Raw genomic sequence first — 14,640 nt, forward strand, 5'->3', positions numbered from 1 at the left:
AAACTTATAAGTAGAACTGTAAACTTTGCATAAAAGTGTTATGATAGCTAGGATAATACATGGGAAACATGAACATAACTATACATTCGCAAAAAGACTTTGACTTTATGCGTAAAGCTGGTAGATTAGCAGCTGAAACTCTTGATTTTACTGTACCGTATGTAAAGGTAGGAATAACAACTAATGAGTTAAATGACTTATGTCATGACTTTATAACCAAAGCAGGTGCAATTCCAGCTCCACTCAATTACAAAGGATATCCCAAGTCAATCTGTACTTCAAAAAATGCTGTTGTCTGTCATGGTATTCCTGATGATAGACCGCTTAAGAGCGGAGATATTTTAAATATAGATGTTACAGTAATTTTAGATGGCTGGCATGGTGATACAAGTCGCATGTTTTGGGTTGGTAAACCATCAATAAAAGCAAGACGTTTGTGCAATGCTACCTATGGCGCATTGATGGAAGCAATAAAACAAGTCAAACCTGGTAATAAATTGAACAGAATAGGACTTGCTATAGAAAAATATATTGAAGATTTTGGATATTCTATAGTACGTAACTACTGTGGGCATGGTATAGGAAAAGCCTTTCATACTCTGCCAAATGTATTACATTTTTATGATAAAGATGAAAATCTTATCTTAAAGGAGGGTATGTTTTTTACAATAGAACCTATGATCAATGCCGGAGGACATGAAACCTTGCTCAGCAAGTTTGACGGCTGGACAGTAACAACATGCGACCTTTCACTCTCTGCACAATTCGAGCACACGCTTGGAGTAACAAAAGATGGTGTTGAAATATTCACATTATCACCCAAAAACTGGCATTTCCCTCCTTATAACTAAGGCCTTGCAGCTCTATCATTCTGTATCCATACAGGAGATAGCAGTAAAACAACTACTCTTAAAAGCTGGACTGAAATAACTGTTACTATTATAGAAGATTGCACAAAGATGGAAACAAGAGGAAAAGTAGTAAAGAACTTTCATTGCCCATGTTTATTGGAAAGGCAAAAATCACTCTACATTTTGAGAAAGCGTCTAGTATCTTCAGATTAAATATCAGGTTATCTTTAAAAGGTACAAAACAAAGCAAAGAGTCTGTTTAAGTATTACTGGCTTATTCAAAAATAGATGATTTTCTGAGTGTAATGTAGTTCTTCAGTTTACAGATGGATGATTCTTTTAACAAGATTATTGTTAATAAAAGTATATATTTAACAGAAAAAATTAGACTTTATACCAAGAAAGTGCGTAAGTTATTATAACTTGGTGCTGTTCCCCACCTGCAACAAGTCAACTACATCTCCAATATAATGGAGCTTAAGAAGAATGATAAATCTTTTTTTTAATTAGAGAAGACGGGGAGAAAGTAATCAGAGTCAGGAAAGGTAACCGCTTATATCACGTAAATTACTGAAAGCTACGTGCTCAAAGTATGAATTAATCAACAATAGCAATATCAAGAAAATTCATACTTATATTATAATACAGTAAAAAGCACTACTTTGAGCAACATAATAAAACAGGCGACTGAAATGATGATAACTTTTCAATTCATTGTAACAGAATATACATTAATAAAAAATATTAATCTAAGCATAATAAAATTATATAGGCAATCGAAACGGCAGGGCAATGTGATAGAACAAATGTACCAGAAATTTTGCCTCTTATTAATTTTTGTAATTTACTTGACTCTTTAGATAGAAATTTTATTTTACCTGATTAAACAGGTAGTAAAAATCCCCTGATGAAGTTCTAAAAAAAACAAAAAGTTTGCTGCCCTGCTTATTTAAAAGATAGTGCAAGACGCATTATACCACCTTTAAGAGGTTGGTGATGAAACTTAAAGAGAATTATTGCAATAACTATAACTTTCCTATCAATTTTAACTGCTACAATGCTTAAGGAGATTTAGGTAGTTTTTCCTACTTTACGTAACATTATTTTACACTCAAAGTTGTACAGGAGATTCCTCTTAGGCATAAAAATAGTGAAATATTAATAAATATTTTTTTAAAATTTAAAGATTTAGATGTTTGCTATTTAAAATAGTTAAAACTAGATAAATTAATACACCTATTTATTCTTTTTTTACTGTCAGATCAAGTTCTACCGAATACAATAACTTTTTAGACTACTTCTTCTTACTTTTCATACTCAAATTCTAAAGAACAGAGAAGTATATCTTCCGTAGCACTCTGCTCTTTTCTTCAAAAGAATTCATCCTTCTCTTACCGTATCTTTCAATGCATCTGATCTTTTAAAGAACTTCTTATTATTATATTTTTTAAACTGTGCACTATAATCAAAATTTGGTTCTCCTGCTATGCTCGAAAGTACAAGTAGTTTTCTCCTATCTTGAGGTGTGATAAAAGATAACGCATGTCCTTCAGCTCCAGCTCATGCAGTCCTACCTACACGATGGATATAGTCAGCTTGCGATTGTGGTACATCATAATTGATAACATGTTGAACATGTGGAATATCAAGACCACGAGAAGCAACATCTGTTGCAACCATAATTTGATTACGACCATTACGAAAAGAACTAATAACCCTTTCACGTTCGCGCTGCATTAAATTACCATGAATTGCCAAAGCACTATAGTTATCTTTGCGCAATTTATTAGCTAACTGATCTGCTCCTTGTTTCGTTTTAACAAATACAATGATTGATCCTTCACGTTGACATAGTTGCGTAATAAGTTTACCATATTTTTTTAGCTCTGATACATAAATAATCTCTTGCTTAACTTTTGTAGAAATTGTAACTTCATTTTCAATAGAAATATGTTCTGGCTGATCAAGATATTTCACAGCAAGCTTCATTATACTATTAGGAAGAGTTGCAGAAAACATGAGAGTTTGTCGTATTTTTGGGAGATATTTCATAATCTCTTCAATTTGAACTCCAAAGCCCATATCGAACATACGATCCATTTCATCAAGCACAAGAGTATTGACATTATAGGCCATCAAAGCTTCACGTTCAATATGATCTATAATACGACCAGGAGTACCTACCATAATTTGTGGCTCTTTCTGAAGCTGACTTAACTGCTTAAAAATAGACTCACCACCAATTAGCAAGGCAATTTTTAACACGGAATTTTGAGATAAAAGCTTTCTTATTTCATTTGTTATCTGCTGTGCAAGCTCTCTAGTTGGCACAATAACTAAAGCTGAACTAACACTAAAATCATCTAACAACTTAGCAATCAACGGAATAACGAATGCCAAGGTTTTTCCAGTTCCCGTTTGAGCAGAACCGAGAATATCTCTACCTTGTAGAGCTAGAGGAATTGCCTGTGCTTGAATCGGAGTTGGAATGAAAAAATTATGTTTATCTAGAACTTGCTTGAGTGAAACTGGAAGATCCATTTCATGAAAGCTGCCTATAGCTCTATTAAAAACTCTTACCATCGAAATCTAGTTAACTTTCTAACAACTTTAAATTTATTGCAGATTTTTTTCCTTCTCCATTCTTACCGCGCTCTTCTCTGAGCTCATAGCTTACTCTTTCTCCTTTTATTCCCTTTTCCTTATTTTCTCCTTTAAGTGAATCAGGTCTTATCCCTGAACGCTCTAATGTACTAATATGCACAAAAACATCGCTGCCTTTAGCTTCTGGCACAATAAAACCATAACCTTTTTCAGCGCTAAACCACTTTATATTACCAAATTCCATGTAAACACCCCCTTAAAATTATTGACTAATATTGCTAATGTGATGAAAAACTTTGAAATTACAACTGAAAATGCTTGAAGTCTAGTTATTAAAACTAAACCTCTATACTCCATAGTCTACTCTAACATTACATGGTTATAGTACACAATTATTGTATTTAATGCAACTAGAATTTCTAATTACCGAGCGAGCCTGCAATCATCATTTCATTAATTTTAATCGTTGGCGAATTAAACTGCCCACAAAAAGTTAAATCGTTTGCAACAACCAAGTTATTAAACATATTTTCTAAATTGCTAGCAACAGTAATTTCGTGTATTGGATACGTTATTTTTCCATTTTCTATAAAAAACCCTGACGCACCTTGACTGTAATCACCATTAATTAAATTAACACCAAAGCCAAATAAATCAGTTATATATACTCCCTCTTTCACTTCCTCAATCAACTCTTCAAACGATATATTTCCATTTTCAATATAAAAGTTACTAGCTGCAGGAACAATTGCAGCGTTGTTTGCACGTATTGCGTTTCCAGTTGTTTCTAAATTTAGTTTTTTAGCTGAGTACAGATCTAAAATCCAATTTTGCAGCACTCCATTCTTTACAAGTATGTTTTTTTTGCTAATTATCCCCTCTCCATCAAAAGGTCTTGATTCTATACCTTTCGGTAGCAATGGGTTATCAATGATGTTAATTCTATTATTAAAGATCTGAGTATTTAAACTATTTCTCAAGAAAGAGCTGCTACTTACGATGCTACTACCATTTATAGCAGAAGCAAAACTTTTTACCAGTTCTTTTGCTGCTCTTTTTTCAAAAATAACTGGAAGTTTGCCAGTTTTAATTGAACGTGAATTCAATTGGTCAATCGCTCTTTTTGCTGCTTCTTTTCCTATTAACCTTGGCGATTTTAGGTCGTAAAAATTACACGCTACATCGTAACTATAACCAACCTTCATTTTACCTTTTCCTCCAGCAATAACAGAAACTTGATTAGCAAAGATTGATTTACTAAATGAGCCGATAAAACCAGAAACAGTAAACAACACTGTATTTACTAAAGAATATGAAGCAGAGGCTCCTTCAGAATTAACAACTTCTTTACATAAAAAAGCTGAATTTTCTGCAGCTTCAGCAATTTTTTTTAAATTATCAATAGTTACAACACTGTTATCTAAGATACCTAAATCTGTAGAAGAAGTATAATTACCTCCATCTACAGCAAAATTAATATAAGGATCCTTTGGCACATTCTTTGCCATTTCTACTACTTGACTCACCGTATTACTAAGATTGTTTAAATCATTTGTAGAAATATATGCAGCTTTAGTTTTGTCTACTATAGCTCTGATTCCTACAGTGCAATTTTTAGATTGGGATATTTGTTCAACTTTTGATAGGCGTTGAGAAACTGAGATTTTGTTAATTTCATATATTGAAACTTCTGCGCTTTGATTTTGCTTTTTTACTAATTTTATAATATCTGCTGCAATATTTAGTATATCCATTTATTACCTCCTTAGGTTTTCATAAAGATTCTGCACCACCTATCACTTCAATCAAGTCGGTTGTAATCGCTGCTTGACGAGAACGATTGTAAAGTAGAGCTAATTTATTCAGCATTTCTTCGGTATTTCTATTTGCTGATTCCATAGCAACCATTCTAGCGCTATTCTCACTTACTACACTTTCAAGTAAAGCAGAGTAAAGAGCAGCTGTAATATAATCTCGAATTAAAGATTGCAAAATAAATTCAGTATTTTGCGGTTCGTACCCATAGCCATAACCTACCATTGAAGTAGTTAAAAAATTAATAATTAAAGATGAGTCTTTACTCCATGGCTTTATTGTTTCCAATGTCGGTTTTTGTGTGAAGGTATTATAAAATTTGTTATAGAAAACCTTGACTTTATTGTATTTACTGAGATCAATATCATCAATTAAAGATTCTATATGCTTTAACGTAATTCCCTTACTGTTTTCAACCTTCAAGATAACTTCAGAGTCAAACCTATTTTTACCCATGTCAAAAGCTTTTCTACCAAAAAATATAATATTTACTTTTTTACCACTTATAATTAACTTACTAATATATTCTTGACTAAACCTTACAATAGAAGAATTGAAGTTACCACACAAACCACGATCAGATGCAATAATAAATACTAGATAAGTACTGTCATTATCAACATTTAAAATTTTTGCCAAAAATTCTTGATCAACTGATACCAGCAATGAAGAAACAATGTTATGCAGCTTAGATATATACAATCTTGAATTTGATAACTTTTTTTGGCTCTGCAATAACTTTACTGCAGAAACCATTTGCATTATTTTCGTGATTTTCTGTACAGATCTAATATTCTTGATTCTTAAAGATAGTTCCTTTAAGCTCTCCATTTTATATATAACTCTAGCTTATTAAAATATACAATCATTCATTTTAAAAAACAAGTTTTTTTGATATAAAGAAAATATAAGATGATACACGGCACCAGAATTAGCGTTCATAATGTTACCTAAGTAGCTAACACTGGAAATCTAAAAAAAAGAAATATAGACTTCCAGCTTACATGTTGAATGACGCTATCCGTTGTAAGAGCATAACTTCGTTCATAATTATATGGCTAACTATAAATATTTAGAAAATTTACTAAGCAGAAAAGAAAATAAAAGAAACCTTGTAGTAGCTAGTTGTTTAACATTCTACAAACTAGCTATTCTACACTATCTTAAATGACTTATAAATACGTTTTCAGCTTGAAATCTTAGAATCTTTCGAGATAAAAAATTAACAAAAACATGAGAGAAACAGATAGTGCAAAAATTAAATATAAGACACTAACTAAGTATACACTTTCGTCGTTTAATCTGCGCAGCTTAAAGACAACTAAATACTTTCATTACCATAAATGGGAAAATTGGCAAGGTTTGTTAAGCAGTTTTACGTTGGATTTGAATTCTTGAAGTCACACTATTTGTAAAGTGTAAATAACGAGAAAGGGGTGATAAAAAGTTTATATGCTCACGGCACTTCTCATTTCCTCCCAAACAATTTTTCAATATCACTTAGTTTCATTTCTATGTAAGTCGGCCTTCCGTGGTTACATTGCCCGGAATATGGTGTTTCTTCCATCTGCCTAAGCAGCATATTCATTTCTTCTAACCTCATTTTTCTACCTGCCCTAATCGATCCATAGCAAGCAATCGTAGCTAATATTTTGTTTACTTTATCTTCTATTGGTAAAGTGTCTTCTATTTCGGTTAATCTATCAACTATATTCATCAGCATCTCCTTCACATCTATTGTTCCCAAAATTGCAGGAATTTCTCTTGCTATAACTTCATTTTCTGATTTAATTTCAATATCAAAACCTATTTCAAAAAGCTTATTTTTATAAATCTCAACCATCTCCATTCCAGTTTGATTCTTAATTTCAACTACTTCAGGAAAAAAAAGCTTTTGTCTTTTTATGCTTGACTTTTTTTTTAAGCATTCATAAATTAACCTCTCATGAGCTGCATGCTGATCAATTATAATTAATTTGTCTCTAGCTTCAGCAATAATATAAATATTGTAAACCTGGCAACGTGCAAATCCAAGAGGATAGCTTTCTATCAAGTTAATTTGTTCCCTTTCTAAAACCATAGTCTCTGCTTGTAATGGAGATTTTTGTATACCAGTACAATCAAATAACTCTGACCGTTCTGATAAGCTTTTCTCTCCCTTATTTAGCAAATTGAACCCTTTCATTAGCTGATTATCTAAATTGCTTGACTTTTCCTTATAGAATCCTTTACGAGTACTAAATGCACTAGGTAACATGTTTTTAACGAAACCACCCGTTATTGAAGTAATTGAATGCCGGAATTCACTGCAGATTTCAGAATTACATACTGGAATGACATCAGAAATACCTATTCTAGTTGATAATGCTTTTATTATTCCCCTTGTCACTATCTCATATATTACCCTCTTATCCTGAAACCTTACTTCTAACTTGTTCGGATGCACATTCACATCTACTTGGTCATATGGTACGTTTAAATGCAATGCTACAAAAGGATACCTGTCGCTCGGAATAAAATCATGATACGCATATCGAATTGCACCGATAAGTAGATTATCTTTAATCGGTCTTCCATTCACAAATGTATAAATCATAGTTGACTTGCTATAATTAACAGTTGGCTTGCAGATGTGTCCTATAAGTCTAATACCATCTTTTTCTTCATCAATTTCCAAAGCATTGCCATAAAATTCTTCTTCTATTTCACATAGTCTACTAAATAATGAGGTTTGCTTGACATATTTTAAGAGCTTTTTATTGCCTGAACTGAGATTAAATCCGATATTATAGCTGGCCATCGCTAAGTTGTTTACAATATCAACAATATTTTGAGTCTCTGCTCTTTCAGTTCTTAGGAATTTCAGTCTATTCGGAGTAGCAAAAAATAAATCACGAACTTCAACATGTGTACCCTGCGATAAAGAACAAGGCGTAATTTCTACTACTTCTTCTCCACCCTCATAACCTACAGACCACGCTTCATTTGTTCCTCTTGCTCTAGACGATAACTTTACTCTACTTACTGCCGCTATCGATGGTAGCGCTTCCCCTCTAAAACCAAGATGTTTAATTTCTATTAATTCACTATCATTCAATTTTGAAGTAGTGTAGCGCATAAATGCAAGTTTTAAATCACCCTTCTCCATTCCATTTCCATCATCTATAACAGTAATAAGATTACGCCCACCGCTTTCTATTTTAATCTCTATTTTTGAACTTCCAGCATCTATTGCATTTTCTATTAGCTCCTTGACTACACTTGTTGGCCTCTCAATTACTTCTCCTGCTGCTATACGATTTATAGTTTTTGCGTCTAAAAGAACTATTGCCATAAGCCTATTACGGTGCTGGTTTTTCTTTTACTAAATCTGTCTGTTTGCTTCTCCATTTCCTTAATCTACCTGCAATTTCACCGTTAGAAATTGATAACATAGATGCTGCTGCAATAGCAGCATTGCATGCTCCACTTTCTCCTATAGACATAGTTGCAACCGGAACACCCTTTGGCATTTGCATTATCGATAATAGACTATCCAACCCATTTAACTCTTTACTATACACAGGAACACCAATAACAGGTAAACAAGTAAGCGACGCTACCATACCAGGTAAATGAGCTGCTCCCCCTGCACCAGCTATAATAATTTTATAACCTTTTTCTTGTGCAGATTTAGCAAAATTAAAGAGCCTTTCTGGTGTCCTATGCGCAGATATTATAAATACATTATGCGAAATTCCTAATGCTTTTAACATATCAACAGCATAAACCATAGTACTATAATCTGACTGACTTCCCATAATTATAGCAACATCTTTTTCTACTTCTGTCATATTAAACACAATTTAATCTATTAACTAAACAGTGTTCCAGTTAAAAAACAACAAATATTTGAATTACAAGTAATAGTGTATAGCATTCTTATTAAAATAAAAGTTATAAATAAGCATCCACACTTAAGACATAGGAACATAAATCTCTCTTTTTTCATATAAAATAGAAAAATTTATCCTAAATTTTGTAGTTATTACCAGTTCTTGCTATAAACGACCTTTTAAGGCTAAATAATAGTTTAAAATTAACGTAAATCTGATAAAAATATCAACAACAATAAATTCAAAGTCTTGCCGTATTAATATCATATAATTATTTAGCATAAATTATATGATATTAACACTTTGAGATATCAAATTTATGTTGTAATGTTTTACAGAGCTATTGATAGGTAAGTATATATGGAAATAATATCGTTAAACAATAATTCATGCAATGTAGAAGTAAAAAAGAAGTTGCTTAACATAATCAGTAAAGTTATAGAAAGAAACGCTTGGACTCAAGCTCATGCAGCCGAAAAGCTAGGTGTTGACCAACCAAAGATATCACAAATTAAAAATGGCAAAACAGATGGTTTCTCCTTAGAAAGACTATTAAGCTTTCTCAAAAAATTCGAACATGAAATAACAATTACGATAACAGAAAACCAAGCAGTAAGATCTGAACACGAAGCTAGATTTTAAAGAAATACACAGTTGACATTTTGTTTTTTATAGTATAGTATGAAACTTATTCAAGTAGTATTTTATGGCTGAATCTATTATAGAAAAATGTATAAGGCAAGTAAGCAACCGCTTTAAGTTAGCTCTGTTAGCAAGTCAGAGAACACATGATTTAAATACAGGAGCAAGCAGTTCAATTCAAGCAGATGAGTTCAAGGGTCATAAAAATACTATTATTTCTTTATATGAAATAGCAGAAAGACAGGTAAATATTCACGAGCTATTTAATCTCTTGGTAAGTAGATGCAAAGGATATATGAAAGAAAATATAAGTAACATAAGCAAGTTAGAAAAGCTACTGAGTTCTCCTCATAACAAGTTCAACGTAAGTTCTGGTGTAAATCAAGAAAGTACTAATATCCAAGGCAACGAAGTAAAAAGTAAAACAGATGATCAAGATAATGAAAAATAGACGACAAAGAGCAAATCAAGTAGAAGGCTACTAAAGAGTTTGTAATTTATAAATGATTCACGCTGCTGTTTATGTACTATTATTTTGCATTGTTACAATGTTATGCCATACAGTATTCAGTTCGACTATTTATGATAAAGTGCTAGCGTTTAATAATTTTTCAACACAAGTAGTTCTACTTATACCAGCAATATCGATTATTTTAAACAGCGTCTTTTTGCTTGATATAGCGCTATTATATGCTGGCATTAGCTTTATGTCAACCTTAGCATTAATGAAATTAGTGTTGCTTCGATAATTTATGATAGGGTCTACTTTTATATTTTTAGGTATATGTTTAGTAATTATCTCAACTATAGGGATAATTAGATTCCCAAGTTTTTACACTAGATTACATGCAGCAGGCATTACAGATTCTAGTGGCGCAATGTTATTGTTAATTGGTTTTGCTCTGCAAAATAAACTTTCAATTAACACTGTCAAAATCACATTATTGATTCTTATACTATGGGTAGCCAATTCAACTAATAGTTATATTCTAGCGCATACTTACTATAGAAGTAAGGAAAAAACTATTAAAAAAGATTAAAATGTTAGAAATACTAAATATAACATTACTTTTACTGTTACTTATGGTTACAGTTTTTATAGTCCTTTCAAAACACTTAATTATGAGTGGTATTCTAATGTGCGCATTCAGCTCACTTATTGCACTTATGTACCTAATTATGAATGCACCCGATGTTGCAATTACTGAAGCTTCAGTTGGTGCAGGACTTAGTACAGTTTTTACGTTTGCCGCACTTTCTTTAATAAAGAACCATAAAACAAATCTATCTCACAGCCCTATAATGCTTTTTTTTATGTCATTTTTAGCTATATGTTTATCATACTTTATGACTCAACTACCAGATTTCGGCAGCCATGATGCTCCAATCCACCTGCATGTTGCTCCTTATTATATAGAAAATACTGAAAAAATTACTGGTGTTCCTAACATAGTAACGGCCATTTTAGCAAGCCTCCGTGGCTATGATACATTTGGCGAAACTATAGTAGTTTTTACCGCAGCACTCTGTATAATACTGACACTAAAAGAAGAAAAAGAATAAGAATGGTTAAAGATCCTGTGTTAAATACAATATCATTTTTGATGATACCCTTTATTATTCTATTCGCTCTATATATACAATTTCACGGTGACTACACTCCAGGTGGAGGTTTTCAAGCAGGAATAATTATCGCTTCTGGAATAATACTGTATTCAATGATATTTAGTATATCCACAACTTTAAAAGCGATACCCTATTCTGTGATTAAATTTACTAATATATTAGGTATTTTAATTTATGGAGGAACAGGCATTGCAACAGTTTTACTTGGCCAAAGTTTTTTATCTTACGATATACTGTTAGCTAACAATGTTACTGGTCAAAAATTAGGTATTTTCTTGGCGGAACTAGGTATAGCACTTACTGTCTGTTCCTCCATGCTTATTATATACATAAGCTTTACCCGTAAAAAAAAATAATGACTTTATATAACTATACAATTATTATTATATTAATGATGCTGGGTTTATACATTATCATAAATGACAAAAATTTAATCAAGAAAATGATAGGAATAAATGTTTTTCAAGCATCCGTTTTGTTATTTTATATATCTTTAGGATATATAAAAAACTCCTTACCCCCTATACTGGTACCAAGTCTTCATTTATATAGTAATCCTATACCGCAAGTTCTAATGCTTACTGCCATAGTAGTTGGAATTGCAACATTTTCAGTTGGGTTATCTATAGCAGTAAAAATAGAAGAAAAATATGGAAAAATTGACCAAGATAAATATATGTGAATTAATAGTATCTTAAACTATACGAAGTAATAAGTAGCCAGAAGCTAAACCATAGGCTTTCATTCATTGTAGGTCTATTTACTAGCATAGTAAATAAAGTTTAGATTACAAAGGTAATAATGTCAGCTATTAATAACGAAGAAGATAAGAAAAAAATCATCAGAGATCTCGTAACCAAAAGTATAAGAAAGGGTGGTTTTATCACTTTTGATGATATAAATGAAAAATTATCAGACGAAAATTTTTCATCTGATTTTATAGATGATACCGTATCCCTATTGCAAGACTCCGGAATTAACATACTTGAAAGTAGCGAAGATGAAGAGGATGCTCCCTCCAATAATAATGACAGCAAACTAGATGACGACGATACATTATCAAACGCTGCTACAACTTTAATACAAAATGACGATCCAGTAAGAGTTTATCTACAAGATATGAGCTCTGTGAAACTCTTATCAAGAACAGATGAAATCACAATAGCAAAAAAAATTGAATCTGAAAAGCACAATATGCTACGTGCAATAATTGAAACATCAGCAACATTAAAAATGATAAAAGCATGGCGTGATGATTTGAGCAGCGGATCTCTCTCACTGAGAGAAATCATAGACCTAGATGCAATTTATAATTCCGATTTTAATGCAATGCCTAAAGAAGATGTTAAAGAAAATATTGAAGATATTGATGGTTCTGAAGATGCTGAAAATGATAAACACTGCGAAGATTATAAAACGGATAACAAAAAAAACAACGACGAGCAAGAAAGCGGTAACGAAGATATAAGTTCAACAAACTTAAATGTTTCTATCCTCGAAATGGAAAATGATTTATTACCTAAGATAATGGTTGCACTAGATGAGATAATTACTTTAGCAAATAAAGCACTAACATTAAAAAAAAATTCTTCTAGTGAATTAACATATAAAGATTTATATAATCAAATATGGTCCACCGCGCTACAAATTAAATTAAGCGACACCGCTACTGCTAAAATCACACAAAAACTTTATAATATAAATAGATCTATTATGCTTGAAGAAGCCAATCTTATTTCTGAAGCTAAAAAATACGAGATCGATAGAGAAAGTTTCTACAAGGTTTATGACAACGTACTATTAAAGTATGAGTCAAAAAATATAGATCTTTTAAAAATTAATAAAAATCTATCTTTTCTCAAAGATGAAGTAAAAAACAAATTCGCAAAGTTTATAAATGACAATTTTGAATACATAACTAATACTTTAAATAATATAAAGCAGTATGTACAAGAAGATAATGTACAAGAATTTAAGGAATTAATCAAAAAAATACAAAAACATGAACGAGAAATCTCTGAAGCAAAACAGGAGATGATCAAAGCTAATTTAAGGCTAGTAGTTTCTATCGCTAAAAAATATTCAAACAGAGGTCTTGCTTTACTTGATTTAATACAAGAAGGCAATATCGGTCTCATGAAGGCTGTGGATAAATTTGATTACAAACGTGGATACAAATTTTCAACTTATGGAACTTGGTGGGTAAGGCAATCAATCACTAGAGCAATACCAGAACAGTCCAAAGTGGTTAAAATACCGGTTCACATGGTAGAAATTATTAGCAAAATCAATAGAACACTAAGAAAGTTAACTCATGAGATGGAAAGAGAGCCTACATTAGAGGAATTGAGTATAGAACTTGGAATGCCCTTGGAAAGAATACGTAAAGTTATGAAAATAGCAAGAGATCCGGTAAGTCTTGAGGCTCCAACAGGAAAGGATGACAGTAGCACTTTCGGTGATTGTATAGAAGATAAGCGAGTTTCAAAACCAGAAGATGCTGCAATACTTGCTGATTTACGAGGCATTACAACTAATGTTCTTGCAACTTTAACGCCAAAAGAAGAGAGAATTCTAAGAATGCGTTTTGGCCTTGGTAAAGACGGAAAGGAACACACATTAGAGGAAGTAGGAAGAATCTTCAACGTAACACGTGAGAGAATTAGGCAAATAGAAGCAAAAGCTCTGCGCAAATTAAAACATCCAAGTCGCGCTAGAAAACTTAGAGGATTCTTTTAAAGGAATATTTAACTACTATAATTACAATCAAATATAGGATATGCTGCTTCCTTATCAAGCAATAGCAACACTTGACAAATTTAATACTATAAGTACATGTAAGAACTAGTCAATACAAAGAAAGAAAGCAAAAACAAGGTTAGTATTGCTGTCACTTGGAAAAAAAGAAGGTATAATACCGTATATTGGACGCTAATCTTTCTGTAGGTGTATACTATTTAATTCTTTAATAAGATTATTTATATCATCTACTAATTCCTAGAACTTGGTGATAATGTTTATGCTTATTTAAGATGATATGAAGGAAACAAAATTGAAAACCAAATTTTCCACATAAAAAAGAATGCTATCCGTTACCTGTAAGTACGAGCTTAATAAGAGTTAAAAAGTAAACATTTGCCAGATGCTTACAAAATGTCACTAAGGTACAATAAAAAGAAAGGAAAAGAAACTTCCAAATAAAAAATAGGCAAGATAAAGGATTTTTC

14 protein-coding genes and 1 pseudogene are annotated in these 14,640 nt (G+C 31.9%); 9 read left to right on the forward strand and 6 right to left on the reverse strand.

The features are described 5' to 3' along the window. Positions 1 to 68 precede the first annotated feature (68 nt). Entirely contained in the window at positions 69 to 851 is a 783-nt protein-coding gene (map, locus tag WOO_RS00585) for a type I methionyl aminopeptidase (protein WP_081730869.1), read from the forward strand. A 1,563-nt stretch (positions 852 to 2,414) separates the two neighbouring features. Here map and WOO_RS00590 read toward each other — a convergent pair. The 6 genes and pseudogenes from WOO_RS00590 to purE form a co-directional block, all read right to left on the reverse strand. Continuing rightward, positions 2,415 to 3,434: pseudogene (locus WOO_RS00590) on the reverse strand (DEAD/DEAH box helicase); the annotation flags it as partial. A gap of 10 nt (positions 3,435 to 3,444) precedes the next feature. Beyond that, positions 3,445 to 3,699 (reverse strand): cold-shock protein, encoded by a 255-nt coding sequence (locus WOO_RS00595; protein ID WP_014868777.1) that lies wholly within the window; start codon positions 3,697 to 3,699, stop codon positions 3,445 to 3,447. A gap of 175 nt (positions 3,700 to 3,874) precedes the next feature. Then, positions 3,875 to 5,209, reverse strand: coding sequence for a TldD/PmbA family protein (locus WOO_RS00600; protein WP_014868778.1), 1,335 nt, complete (start codon positions 5,207 to 5,209; stop codon positions 3,875 to 3,877). Between the two features lie 19 nt (positions 5,210 to 5,228). Further along, positions 5,229 to 6,101, reverse strand: coding sequence for an ATP synthase F1 subunit gamma (gene atpG / locus WOO_RS00605; protein WP_014868779.1), 873 nt, complete (start codon positions 6,099 to 6,101; stop codon positions 5,229 to 5,231). A 637-nt stretch (positions 6,102 to 6,738) separates the two neighbouring features. Further along, complete coding sequence (mutL, locus tag WOO_RS00610; RefSeq protein WP_014868780.1) at positions 6,739 to 8,604, reverse strand: DNA mismatch repair endonuclease MutL; 1,866 nt, start codon at positions 8,602 to 8,604, stop codon at positions 6,739 to 6,741. Between the two features lie 7 nt (positions 8,605 to 8,611). Beyond that, positions 8,612 to 9,103 (reverse strand): 5-(carboxyamino)imidazole ribonucleotide mutase, encoded by a 492-nt coding sequence (gene purE, locus WOO_RS00615; protein WP_014868781.1) that lies wholly within the window; start codon positions 9,101 to 9,103, stop codon positions 8,612 to 8,614. A gap of 402 nt (positions 9,104 to 9,505) precedes the next feature. Between purE and WOO_RS00620 the strand changes: the two genes are divergently transcribed. The 8 genes from WOO_RS00620 (at position 9,506) to rpoD (ending at position 14,152) form a co-directional block, all read left to right on the forward strand. Continuing rightward, positions 9,506 to 9,787, forward strand: coding sequence for a helix-turn-helix domain-containing protein (locus WOO_RS00620; protein WP_014868782.1), 282 nt, complete (start codon positions 9,506 to 9,508; stop codon positions 9,785 to 9,787). 64 nt (positions 9,788 to 9,851) lie between these two features. Next, the gene (gene rpoZ, locus WOO_RS00625; RefSeq protein WP_014868783.1) at positions 9,852 to 10,238 is read left to right on the forward strand and encodes a DNA-directed RNA polymerase subunit omega; all 387 of its coding nucleotides are present in this window, start codon (positions 9,852 to 9,854) and stop codon (positions 10,236 to 10,238) included. A gap of 97 nt (positions 10,239 to 10,335) precedes the next feature. Next, positions 10,336 to 10,536, forward strand: a complete 201-nt coding sequence (locus WOO_RS03735) for a monovalent cation/H+ antiporter complex subunit F (RefSeq protein ID WP_232500395.1) — start codon at positions 10,336 to 10,338, stop codon at positions 10,534 to 10,536. 3 nt (positions 10,537 to 10,539) lie between these two features. Next, positions 10,540 to 10,827: a monovalent cation/H(+) antiporter subunit G gene (gene mnhG / locus WOO_RS00635; RefSeq protein ID WP_014868785.1), complete on the forward strand. Its 288-nt coding sequence runs from the start codon at positions 10,540 to 10,542 to the stop codon at positions 10,825 to 10,827. 1 nt (position 10,828) lies between these two features. After that, positions 10,829 to 11,350, forward strand: coding sequence for a DUF4040 domain-containing protein (locus WOO_RS00640; protein WP_014868786.1), 522 nt, complete (start codon positions 10,829 to 10,831; stop codon positions 11,348 to 11,350). Positions 11,351 to 11,352: 2 nt separating this feature from the next. Further along, positions 11,353 to 11,769: a Na(+)/H(+) antiporter subunit B gene (locus tag WOO_RS00645; RefSeq protein ID WP_014868787.1), complete on the forward strand. Its 417-nt coding sequence runs from the start codon at positions 11,353 to 11,355 to the stop codon at positions 11,767 to 11,769. Beyond that, the gene (locus WOO_RS00650; RefSeq protein WP_014868788.1) at positions 11,769 to 12,095 is read left to right on the forward strand and encodes a cation:proton antiporter subunit C; all 327 of its coding nucleotides are present in this window, start codon (positions 11,769 to 11,771) and stop codon (positions 12,093 to 12,095) included. The genes WOO_RS00645 and WOO_RS00650 overlap by 1 nt, the downstream gene beginning before the upstream one ends. 119 nt (positions 12,096 to 12,214) lie before the next feature. Further along, entirely contained in the window at positions 12,215 to 14,152 is a 1,938-nt protein-coding gene (rpoD, locus tag WOO_RS00655; RefSeq protein WP_014868789.1) for an RNA polymerase sigma factor RpoD, read from the forward strand. The last annotated feature ends 488 nt before the right edge of the window (positions 14,153 to 14,640 follow it).

The sequence above is a fragment of the Wolbachia endosymbiont of Onchocerca ochengi genome (assembly GCF_000306885.1).
GTDB lineage: Bacteria > Pseudomonadota > Alphaproteobacteria > Rickettsiales > Anaplasmataceae > Wolbachia.

Excerpts from the sequence above, each read along its gene's own strand:
- map (WP_081730869.1), top strand. The coding sequence starts at position 69 with ATGAACATAACTATACATTCGCAAAAAGACTTTGACTTTATGCGTAAA.
- WOO_RS00595 (WP_014868777.1), bottom strand. The coding sequence starts at position 3,699 with ATGGAATTTGGTAATATAAAGTGGTTTAGCGCTGAAAAAGGTTATGGT.
- WOO_RS00600 (WP_014868778.1), bottom strand. The coding sequence starts at position 5,209 with ATGGATATACTAAATATTGCAGCAGATATTATAAAATTAGTAAAAAAG.
- atpG (WP_014868779.1), bottom strand. The coding sequence starts at position 6,101 with ATGGAGAGCTTAAAGGAACTATCTTTAAGAATCAAGAATATTAGATCT.
- mutL (WP_014868780.1), bottom strand. The coding sequence starts at position 8,604 with ATGGCAATAGTTCTTTTAGACGCAAAAACTATAAATCGTATAGCAGCA.
- purE (WP_014868781.1), bottom strand. The coding sequence starts at position 9,103 with ATGACAGAAGTAGAAAAAGATGTTGCTATAATTATGGGAAGTCAGTCA.
- WOO_RS00620 (WP_014868782.1), top strand. The coding sequence starts at position 9,506 with ATGGAAATAATATCGTTAAACAATAATTCATGCAATGTAGAAGTAAAA.
- rpoZ (WP_014868783.1), top strand. The coding sequence starts at position 9,852 with ATGGCTGAATCTATTATAGAAAAATGTATAAGGCAAGTAAGCAACCGC.
- WOO_RS03735 (WP_232500395.1), top strand. The coding sequence starts at position 10,336 with ATGTTATGCCATACAGTATTCAGTTCGACTATTTATGATAAAGTGCTA.
- mnhG (WP_014868785.1), top strand. The coding sequence starts at position 10,540 with ATGATAGGGTCTACTTTTATATTTTTAGGTATATGTTTAGTAATTATC.
- WOO_RS00640 (WP_014868786.1), top strand. The coding sequence starts at position 10,829 with ATGTTAGAAATACTAAATATAACATTACTTTTACTGTTACTTATGGTT.
- WOO_RS00645 (WP_014868787.1), top strand. The coding sequence starts at position 11,353 with ATGGTTAAAGATCCTGTGTTAAATACAATATCATTTTTGATGATACCC.
- WOO_RS00650 (WP_014868788.1), top strand. The coding sequence starts at position 11,769 with ATGACTTTATATAACTATACAATTATTATTATATTAATGATGCTGGGT.
- rpoD (WP_014868789.1), top strand. The coding sequence starts at position 12,215 with ATGTCAGCTATTAATAACGAAGAAGATAAGAAAAAAATCATCAGAGAT.